Raw genomic sequence first — 9234 nt, 5'->3', positions numbered from 1 at the left:
TTGTCCTGCTGTCGGGCTGTGCTGCCTCGGGACCCGTTTTCTATTCGCTGGAGCCGGTACCGGACGGCGAGGCCCTAGTCTATATCTATAGACCGCACACGTGGGAATCGAGGAATACTTACCTATGTGTCTTTGAGAACGATACGAACAAAGGCCCCTTGAGGGACAATGGCTATCTGTCTTTTCCTGCGCCTGCCACCAAGATCGACCTCTTGTTCAAGCCCTGCAGTTTCCTGCAGGTAATGCCCACGCCGGGCAGGTCCTACGGCTATACCTTTACGCTCGAGCTCGATGCATCGGCCCGTCATTTCATCCGCTTCGAGGTGGGTGAGCGACTCCGTTTCCCGCCGGATGGCGTGTTGATAGAGGAAGTCCCGGAAGATCAGGCGCTGGTCGACATGCAGGGCCTGAAGCGGTCCGAGTGAGTCACCGGCGCGCCGAGAGTTGATGCCTGCCCGGCAGGGTCGGCCATTTGCCGCCCGGCGGTCCCCGATATAGTCTTGGCGAAGTTTTGTCATACCTAGGGGAAATCCATGTCTTCTGACGCAACCACGAATAACGGCTGGGTCGATCGCGCGCTGGCGAAGATCGAGACCGCCGGCAACAAGCTGCCGGACCCGGCGATGCTGTTCCTGATCCTGATGCTGGTGGTCTGGGGCCTGTCGGCACTGTTCGCCTCGTTCAGCTTCGACACGCTGCACCCGGCCACCAACGAGCCGATCCAGGTCTTGAACCTGCTCTCGGGCGCGGAGATTGCGCGCTTCCTGTCGACCATGGTCACGACCTTCACGAGCTTCGCACCGCTGGGCGTGGTGCTGGTCGCGATGCTGGGTGTCGGCGTCGCCGAGCAGAGTGGCTATATCAATACTGCGCTGAAGATGTTGCTGAACATCACGCCGGAAAAGCTGCTGACGCCGATGCTGATCCTGGTGGCCATTGTCAGCCACACCGCAGTGGATGCCGGGTACGTGCTGGTAATCCCGCTGGGCGGCGTGATCTTCTATGCGGCTGGTCGTCATCCGCTGGCGGGCATTGCTGCGGCGTTTGCGGGCGTGTCGGGCGGCTTCTCGGCCAACTTCGTGCCCTCGGCCATCGACCCCTTGCTGCAGAGTTTCACGCAATCCGCGGCGCAGATCGTCGATGCCGAGATGCAACTGAATCCGCTGAACAACTGGTTCTTCACCTCGGCATCCTGCCTGGTGATCGTCGGGCTTGGCTGGTTCATCACCGATCGCATTGTCGAACCGCGCCTGAACCAGAGCGCCAAGGTCGATGGTGACGAGGACGACATGCCGGTAATGGAAGAGGTCGGTACGCCGGAGCGCAAGGCCTTCTGGATTGCCACCAGCGTGATGCTCATCGGCCTGGTGCTGCTGGCACTGTCGGTCATGCCGGAGGATTCGCCGATGCGCGCGCCGAACGGCGAGGTCGCCAGTTTCCGCGCACCGATCATGCTGTCCATCGTGCCGCTGATCTTCCTGCTGTTCGCGATTCCCGGTGCGGTCTATGGCTATGTCATCGGTACCTTCAAGACCAGCAAGGACGTGGTCATGGCGATGTCCAAGTCCATGGAGATGATGGCGTACTACGTGGTCATGGCGTTCTTCTGTGCGCTGTTCATCGATGCCTTCGGCCGCTCGAACCTGGGCGTACTGCTGTCGGTCGAAGGTGGTGAAGCCCTGAAGGCAATGGCATTGCCGGGCGGCGTGACCCTGTTCGGCCTGGTGTTGCTGGTCGGTTTCATCAACCTGTTCGTTGGCTCGGCTTCGGCCAAGTGGGCGCTGCTGTCGCCGATCTTCGTGCCGATGCTGATGCAGATCGGCTTTTCGCCGGACCTGACGCAGGCAGCGTATCGCGTGGGTGATTCGACGACCAACATCATCACGCCGCTGATGCCGTACTTCCCGCTGGTGGTGGTGTACTGCCAGCGCTACTTCAAGGGCACCGGTATCGGTACGCTGGTTTCGATGATGCTGCCGTACTCGGTGGTGTTCATTTTCGCCTGGTCGTTGTTCCTGGTGGTCTACTGGCAGCTCGGCATTCCGCTGGGCCTGCAGGCCAACTACATCTACCCGGCGCCGTAACCGGACGATGCAACCGAAAAAGGGCCCGCGAGGGCCCTTTTTCTTGATGGTCCTGCAGAGCCGATGCGGAGGCCGGCTTCGCTTTCCTACAGTTCGACCACGGGACTGAAGCCGCCAAAAATGAGCCGCTTCCCGTCAAACGGCATGGGGTTCTTTTCCATGTCCATACGCTCGTCCTTGAAATCCTCGGACATCATCTTTGCCATTGCAGCGTCGCGTGTTTCCTTGTCCGGCCATTCGATCCAGGAAAACACGACCGTTTCATCCGCACCAGCCTGGACCGCCTTCCCGAAATCGGTAACCTTTCCCTCGGGAACGTCATCTCCCCAGCATTCCATGACGCGGGTAGCACCAAGCTCGGTGAAGATCGTGTCGACCCGGTTGGCGAAATCGATGAACGCTTGTCGGTTTGACGCAGGCACCGCCAGTACAAAACCGTCTATGTAGCTCATGGTCATTCTCCTCGATACATGCAGGGCAGGCTAACCACCTTCCTGCAGGGCTTCCCGTGTTTCATCCAGGTCGATGGTCAGCCGATAGGCGACGTAGTACTTGTAGATGTTGGCGACGTACCGGACCGGCTCGCTGCCCACCAGGTCCAGCGCCGCAAATTCGACATTGCCGAACCACTGGTTCGGGTCGTAGCCGAGCTTTTCCGCATGCTCGCGGATCAGTCTCAGCTTGCGGGGCCCGGCGTTGTAGGCGGCCCAGGTGAATGCCAGCTTGTCGAATTCCGAAATCGGTTCATCCGCGAAATAGCGCTCGCGCAGGAAGTTCATGTACTTCGCGCCGGCGTGCACGTTGTTTTCGAGATCCTCGATATCTGGGATGTTGACGTTCGGTGTCTCGGCCGTGCTCTTGAGCAATTGCATCATGCCGATGGCGCCGGCCGGGCTGCGCACGGACTGGTCGAGTCCGGATTCCTGGTAGGCCTGGGCAACCAGTGCGACCCAGTCGATGTCATACTTGTCACCGTACTTCCTGAACAGGTCGGCGTATTCGCGCAGCTTCTCGCGATCGGCACTGGCCAGCGGATTGTCGATGAACTGGGTGCTGCCGAAGTACCGCTTCAGGAGAATGTTGCCGAGCAGGGTGCCTTTCTTCAGGTCGCGCATGGCGGCATTGATTTCCGCCTGCAAGGCCTTGTTGGTCTGGCGAATGCCCCAGCCGGCACTGTTGTCGGTGGAAAGGACGATGTCGCTGCGAACGACCATGTCATCCAGCGCCTCTCCCCAGAGCTCGGCCTTGTAGCCATCGACCACCGTGATGTCGACGACCTCGGCATGGACCATTTCCATGATGTCCTCGGACGTCAGCAGTGGAGCCGATTCGACAATGGTCATCGGCTCGAGACCCCGTTCGGTGAAATCCTCGTTCAAGGCGCGCAGGTGCTCGGCGTAGCTTGAATTGCGCAGGACATACAGCTTGCGACCAGCCAGGTCGTCCAGCGATTCAATGCCCGCGACATCCTCGTGATGCACAAGGACTTCGTCAAAGCTGAAACCCTGCCAGCCGGCGAAGGCGATCTCCTTGCGGCGTTCCGGCGTGCTGGTCAGGATGGCGGCGGCAATGTCCCCGCGGCCTTCCTGCAGGGCAGGAATGAGGTCATCGAAAGCAACCGGCACGTAAATGATGCGAACCGGGACTTCGTCACGACCGATGTCCTTGTTCAGGTGTTCTTCGAGCTTTTCGAGCATCTCGGCCTGCACGCCGCGGATCCGGCCCTCGACCGAAAAGAAGTCCGTCAGGCTGGGCACGACCAGCGCCCGGATGATGCCCCTCTCGCGCATCCCGTCGAGATCGGTGGTGTAGCGCTCGCCGGCGAGGCCTGGCAGGGGCTCGATGCTGGGAGCGGGCTGGTCGGTATCGGCATTGGCAAGCTTGTTGCTCTTGCTGCCTGGCTTGTCAGACGAAGGAAGCCAGACAAGCATGACCAGGACCAGCAACAGCAGCAGGGCGACGCCGATCGAAATCTTGGCGGCGTGGGGATGTTTCTTCAGCTCGGGTTCGCTCATGTGATCCCTTGTGGTTGCGACGCGTTGCACCATCCTATCGAAAAGGAAATGTGGCTGCCTTGTTTGAAAAGCACTGCTTCATCCCCATATAGGTATTGCCAGTACAAGCAAGGACAAACAGGTACAATCTCGACATGAATTATCGAATTCCGCAGGGGCCACCGGGCGGCCCGTTGGCTCGCTTCATCGGGGCAGTGCTGGGCATTGCCATCATGATCGGGCTGTTCTTCCTGGGTTTCTTCGTGTTCGTCGCGGCTGCGGGCGTGGCGCTGGTCGTCTTCCTGGTGTTCTACCTGCGCTTCTGGTGGCTGACGCGTAAAGGCCGGCGCCAGCAACGGGCCAGGCAGGGCAGTGCGGACTCGGCCTCGCAGCGACCGGAGGGTGGTCGCGAGCGCCGTGGCAGCGTCACGCTGGAAGGCGAGTTCGAGGAACGTGATCGCGACCAGCAATAGCGGTTTCTTGACAATAAGTCCCTATCGCAGGGCCGCTCCTGCATTTTTCTGAAATTAATACGCTTGTTTGCGACTTTTTTCCCCATCGCTGTCAGCATTTTCTGAGTCCCCGACTACACTCTTTCCCAAGCTGTTGCTTTGCACCAATGGGGGGTGCTTCTGACAGCCAAGGCAACGCCTGTTGCCGAGGACCCGCCAGGGGGGAGGCCGGGTCCGAATCTCTCAAGGAAGAACCACAAGAACTCGCCTTCTGGCGAGACGGTGATTGTGTGTTTTCAAATCATTCCTTTAAGGGGGGAATATGTTGAAGAAAAAACTGGCAGCACTGGCTGCCATGACGGGCATTGCTGCGTTCGCAGCCACTGCCATCGCGGACCATTCCTGGAACAACTACCACATTGCACGCGACAGCTCGTCGTTCACGATTCAATACGTGGACAGCGTGTCATCGCAGTGGGACAGCGTCCTGGCCGAGTCGATCCAGAAGTGGGGGCAGTCGAATGTCATCGGTTTCGAGCAGGTTGGCGCGGATGATTCCAGCCGTACCCGCAAGCGTTGCCCGATGATTTCCGGCCAGATGCGGGTCTGCAACGACCGCTACGGCCAGAATGGCTGGTTGGGCCTGGCGTCGATTGGTCTCGACAGCAATGGTCACATCGACCAGGGCACGGCCAAGATGAACGACAGCTATGACTACTACTGGACACCGGCGGAAATGAACCACGTCATGTGCCAGGAGATCGGTCATGTGTTCGGTCTGGGCCATACCTCGGAAGATGGTTCCAGCCAGGGCACCTGCATGGATTATTCCACGTCCAACAACAGCCAGTGGCCCAACAGCCACGACTACCAGATGATCGAAGAGATCTACTCGCACCTGGACAGCTATGACAGCTTCTCCCAGACCGGCGATGGCGGTGGTGACAATGGCGGCGGTGGTAACGGCTGCAACGCGCCTCCGGGCAAGGGCTGCAACAAGTTCGGCGCCGAGCTGAACGTGCCGATGGGCCTGCTGGTTCACAAGAGCAAGACCCATGAAACCTACGTGGCCAATCGTGCCGACGGCGGTTACTGGGTGCACCACGTGCGTCTCGCGCCTGCCAAAGGCAACGCGCCGCACGATGATCACGACCACTGAGGTCAGTGCCTGACCTCATCAGGCGCCGAGTGATCAGCACAAAGGGAAGGCCGCATCGGGGGATGCGGCCTTTTCTTATTCTGCCTTAAGAAACTGCCTCAGCTGTCATAGGGGGCTTCCCAGGCACCTGCAAAGAAACGGCTGCCCAGCGGCGAGCGCTTTCTTTCGGCGGCTTCAGCCTCCTGCTTGGCCTCCGGCAGGTAGCTCGGGTCCCCGGGGTAGCCGACAGCGATCATGGCCATCAACTCGAAACGCTCGGGAATCCCCAGCAGCTTGCGCAGGTGTTTCCGGTCGAAGCCACCCATCTGGTGGGCCACCAGGCCTTCGCTGGACGCCTGCAGGCAGAGGTTTTCGGCTGCCGCGCCCGTATCGTACTGACCCCAGCGGTTCGGCTTGCCGTTGGCGGTGAACTCGCTGTCGGCACAGGCCAGGATCAGGACCGGGGCGGGTTCGGCCCAGGCGCGATTGGCCTCGGCAAGCAGTTCGAACGCCTGCTGGTGAGCCGCGGCGTCCTGGTCGCGATTCCACACCACGAAACGCCAGGGTTCGTCGCCAAAGCAGGAGGGCGCCCAGCGAGCAGCCTCCAGCAGGGCCGTCAGCTTGTTCATTTCGACCGGCTTGTCCGACAGGGCGCGCGGCGACCAGCGAGCGGCAATCAAGTCGTGGATTTCAACCGATGTTTTCGCTTTTTTATCAATCATCTAACGCACCTTTCTAATTTGCATTCTCAAGGCAGGTCGAAGACCAGCACCTCGGCCTCGCGGCCAGCGCTGATCTCGATGCTGTCGATCTCCATCATCTTCAGGGCGTCGCCCTTTGCCAGCTGCTCGCCGTTGACCGTAAGCTCGCCACGCGCCACATGCACATAGGCCTTGCGGTCGCCAGCCAGCGGCCAGCTCGTCGCCTCGTCACCGTCAAACAGGCCAGCGTACAGGCGGACATCCTGGTGAAGCCTTACCGAGCCATCGGCGCCGTCCGGGGAAGCGACCAGGCGAAGCCGGCCCCTCTTGCCAGCGGGATCGAAGGCCTTTTGTTCGTAGGAGGGCGGCAGGCCGTGTTCCGCCGGCAGCAGCCAGATCTGGAGCAGCTCGGTCACCTCGTCCACGCCGTTGTATTCGCTGTGGGTCACGCCGGTGCCGGCGCTCATGCGCTGCACGTCACCCGGCTTGATGATCGAGCCATTGCCCATGGAATCCTTGTGCGCTACGGCGCCCTCCAGCACGTAGGTCACGATTTCCATGTCGCGATGGCCGTGGGTGGGAAAACCCGCACTGGGCGCGATGTAATCCTCGTTGATGACCCGCAACACCGAGAAGCCCATGTGGGCCGGGTCGTAATACTCCCCGAAGCTGAAGCTGTGGGAGGTCTCCAGCCAGCCGAAATTGAAATGGCCGCGGTCAGCGGCATTGCGACGCTCAATCATGACAAATTCCTTCAATAAATATCGTCAATAGCGACATGATATGGCGTGGCAAGAGGATTCATAGCAAAATAAGCTGCATATGAGATTCAGGAAATTTGAATGATGAAGATCGACCTGGAGCAACTGGAAATTCTTGATGCCATCGAACGGCGGGGCAGTTTTGCAGCGGCGGCTGAAGAATTGCATCGCGTCCCCTCGGCATTGACCTACCAGGTGCGGCAACTGGAGGAGCGCCTCGGCACCGCGGTCTTCGACCGATCCGGTCATCGTGCCGTGCTGACGGATGTCGGCCAGGTCTTGCTGCAGGAGGGTCGGGCGATTCTCGCGGCGGCCGATCAACTCGAGCGACGACTGCAATCGGTCGCCGGTGGCTGGGAGGCCGAGCTGAGGATCGTCATTTCCGACCTGTTTCCGAGCCACTGGTTCTGGCCCCTGGTCAGGGATTTTCGCCAGACCTGCAAGCAGACGCGCCTGGTCCTGCGTCGCGAAACCTTCGGGGGCGTCTGGGAGGCCTTGCTGGATGACCGCGCCGACCTCGCGATCGGCATCTCGGGGGAGCAGGGTGGCAGCAGCCGCATTCGCAGTCGGCATTTCATGGATGTGGACTGGGCGTTCGCGATGGCACCGGAGCATCCACTTGCGGCCTTGCCCGAACCCTTGTCCCGCGCGGATATCGAAGCGCATTGCGTGGTCGCCGCCGAGGATTCCTCGCGCCGACTGGTGCCGCGCAAGGCCGGCATTACCAGTGGTCGGGACATTCTCAACGTGCCTGACATGCAGGCCAAGCTGGACGCCCAGCTGGCGGGCATCGGGGTCGGCTACCTGCCGCGCTTCCTGGTCGCCGGACACCTGGCTGGCGGAGTGCTGGTCGAACGAGAGGTTGACGAGGCGCGTGGTCATTCCAGCTTGCACCTTGGCTGGCGGCGAGGGGCGGGGCGTGCGATCGCCGATGGCAAGGCACTGAAGTGGTGGCTGGCGCGGCTGGAAGGCTGGAACCCGCTGATGGAAGGCGCTGCCTAGGCGTCGGGTCAGTCGATTCCGCGGCCGCTGGCCGGTATGGTAGGCCCCTTCTGGCTGCTATATCGCAATGGAGCTCGCAGATGCAGACGCTTGAAGCCGTGTTCTCGGCCTTTTCCGCCTTCATGTGGGGCACGCCACTGATCGTGTTGCTGGTGGGTGGTGGCTGCTATTTCCTGCTGCATTCGCGGGCCTTGCCGTACCGGCATTTCGGCCATGCCATCGACATCCTGCGCGGCAAGTATGACAACCCGGATGCCGACGGCGACATTCCGCATTACCAGGCGCTCTCGACGGCCCTGTCCGGGACGCTGGGACTGGGCAATATTGCCGGTGTCGCCGTGGCGATCACCATGGGCGGGCCGGGTGCGATCTTCTGGATGTGGGTGACGGCGGTTGTCGGCGTCGCGACCAAGTTCTATACCGCAACGCTGGCCATCATGTTCCGTGGTCGCGACTCGGCGGGCAACGTGCAGGGCGGTCCCATGTACGTGATTCGTGAAGGCCTCGGGCCGCGCTGGCGACCGCTGGCCTACCTGTTTGCCATCGCCGGGCTGTTCGGCACCTTGCCGGTGTTCCAGGCCAACCAGCTGGTGCAGATCGTGCGCGATGTCATCGCGATCCCGATGGGCATGACCTCGGCGGATTCGCACCTGGCCTTCGACGCCATGGCGGGGCTGGCCATTGCCGGCCTGGTGCTGATCGTGGTGCTGGGGCATATCAAGCGGATTGGCAGCGTGACGGGAAGGCTGGTGCCGTTCATGGTCGTCGTCTATCTCGTAATGACGCTGCTGGTGCTGGTGAAATGGAGCGAGTCGATTCCTGCGGCTTTCGCGCTGATCGTTACCGATGCGTTCAGCGGCGAGGCGGTCGCCAGCGGCAGCATCCTGATGGTGATCATGATGGGCGTGCGCCGTGGCGCCTTCTCCAACGAAGCCGGCATCGGTACGGAGTCGCTGGCGCATGGCGCTGCACAGACCGACGAACCGGTTCGCGAAGGCCTGGTGGCGATGATGGGTCCGGTGATCGATACCCTGGTGGTGTGCACCTGCACGGCGCTGGTGATCCTGATGTCCGGTGCCTGGCAGGAAACCGACCTCGATGG

General features: G+C 61.1%; 10 protein-coding genes. 6 read left to right on the top strand and 4 right to left on the bottom strand.

Annotation, left to right across the window (positions count from 1 at the left end):
• Both R3217_09540 and R3217_09535 read left to right on the top strand, forming a co-directional pair.
• A partial coding sequence (locus R3217_09540; GenBank protein ID MDX1455686.1) for a hypothetical protein occupies nt 1–425 on the top strand: 425 nt, incomplete at its 5' end.
• 108 nt (nt 426–533) lie between these two features.
• Entirely contained in the window at nt 534–2084 is a 1551-nt protein-coding gene (locus R3217_09535) for an AbgT family transporter (protein MDX1455685.1), read from the top strand.
• Nucleotides 2085–2170: 86 nt separating this feature from the next.
• On the opposite strand, the gene R3217_09530 is transcribed toward R3217_09535, so the two are convergent.
• Both R3217_09530 and R3217_09525 read right to left on the bottom strand, forming a co-directional pair.
• On the bottom strand, nt 2171–2536 hold the full coding sequence (locus tag R3217_09530) for a DUF1428 domain-containing protein (GenBank protein ID MDX1455684.1): 366 nt from the start codon (nt 2534–2536) through the stop codon (nt 2171–2173).
• 30 nt (nt 2537–2566) lie between these two features.
• The gene (locus R3217_09525) at nt 2567–4099 is read right to left on the bottom strand and encodes a transporter substrate-binding domain-containing protein (GenBank protein ID MDX1455683.1); all 1533 of its coding nucleotides are present in this window, start codon (nt 4097–4099) and stop codon (nt 2567–2569) included.
• Nucleotides 4100–4233: 134 nt separating this feature from the next.
• On the opposite strand from R3217_09525, the gene R3217_09520 reads away from it, so the two are divergent.
• Both R3217_09520 and R3217_09515 read left to right on the top strand, forming a co-directional pair.
• Nucleotides 4234–4551, top strand: a complete 318-nt coding sequence (locus R3217_09520) for a hypothetical protein (GenBank protein MDX1455682.1) — start codon at nt 4234–4236, stop codon at nt 4549–4551.
• A 301-nt stretch (nt 4552–4852) separates the two neighbouring features.
• Nucleotides 4853–5689, top strand: coding sequence for a hypothetical protein (locus R3217_09515; GenBank protein MDX1455681.1), 837 nt, complete (start codon nt 4853–4855; stop codon nt 5687–5689).
• Between the two features lie 98 nt (nt 5690–5787).
• Here the strand turns inward: R3217_09515 and R3217_09510 are convergent, their stop codons facing one another.
• Nucleotides 5788–6390 carry a nitroreductase family protein gene (locus R3217_09510; GenBank protein MDX1455680.1) on the bottom strand — a complete coding sequence of 201 codons (603 nt, stop codon included), beginning with the start codon at nt 6388–6390 and terminating at the stop codon, nt 5788–5790.
• Nucleotides 6391–6416: 26 nt separating this feature from the next.
• A complete protein-coding gene (locus R3217_09505) occupies nt 6417–7112 on the bottom strand; it encodes a pirin family protein (GenBank protein MDX1455679.1) in 696 nt (231 codons plus the stop codon).
• A gap of 99 nt (nt 7113–7211) precedes the next feature.
• On the opposite strand from R3217_09505, the gene R3217_09500 reads away from it, so the two are divergent.
• Together R3217_09500 and R3217_09495 are read left to right on the top strand one after the other, a co-directional pair.
• Nucleotides 7212–8132 carry a LysR family transcriptional regulator gene (locus R3217_09500; protein MDX1455678.1) on the top strand — a complete coding sequence of 307 codons (921 nt, stop codon included), beginning with the start codon at nt 7212–7214 and terminating at the stop codon, nt 8130–8132.
• Nucleotides 8133–8212: 80 nt separating this feature from the next.
• A partial coding sequence (locus R3217_09495) for an amino acid carrier protein (protein MDX1455677.1) occupies nt 8213–9234 on the top strand: 1022 nt, incomplete at its 3' end.

The organism is Gammaproteobacteria bacterium, from assembly GCA_033720895.1.
In the GTDB taxonomy this organism is placed as follows: Bacteria; Pseudomonadota; Gammaproteobacteria; order Natronospirales; family JAJUFS01; genus JAWWBS01.
Note: the sequence above shows the minus strand (reverse complement) of the source record. Positions and strands in the feature narration are given on the sequence as shown.

Bases quoted from the DNA above. Each gene is read 5' to 3' on its own strand.
- R3217_09500 (MDX1455678.1), top strand. From the start codon at position 7,212: ATGATGAAGATCGACCTGGAGCAACTGGAAATTCTTGATGCCATCGAA.
- R3217_09535 (MDX1455685.1), top strand. From the start codon at position 534: ATGTCTTCTGACGCAACCACGAATAACGGCTGGGTCGATCGCGCGCTG.
- R3217_09520 (MDX1455682.1), top strand. From the start codon at position 4,234: ATGAATTATCGAATTCCGCAGGGGCCACCGGGCGGCCCGTTGGCTCGC.
- R3217_09510 (MDX1455680.1), bottom strand. From the start codon at position 6,390: ATGATTGATAAAAAAGCGAAAACATCGGTTGAAATCCACGACTTGATT.
- R3217_09530 (MDX1455684.1), bottom strand. From the start codon at position 2,536: ATGAGCTACATAGACGGTTTTGTACTGGCGGTGCCTGCGTCAAACCGA.
- R3217_09505 (MDX1455679.1), bottom strand. From the start codon at position 7,112: ATGATTGAGCGTCGCAATGCCGCTGACCGCGGCCATTTCAATTTCGGC.
- R3217_09525 (MDX1455683.1), bottom strand. From the start codon at position 4,099: ATGAGCGAACCCGAGCTGAAGAAACATCCCCACGCCGCCAAGATTTCG.
- R3217_09515 (MDX1455681.1), top strand. From the start codon at position 4,853: ATGTTGAAGAAAAAACTGGCAGCACTGGCTGCCATGACGGGCATTGCT.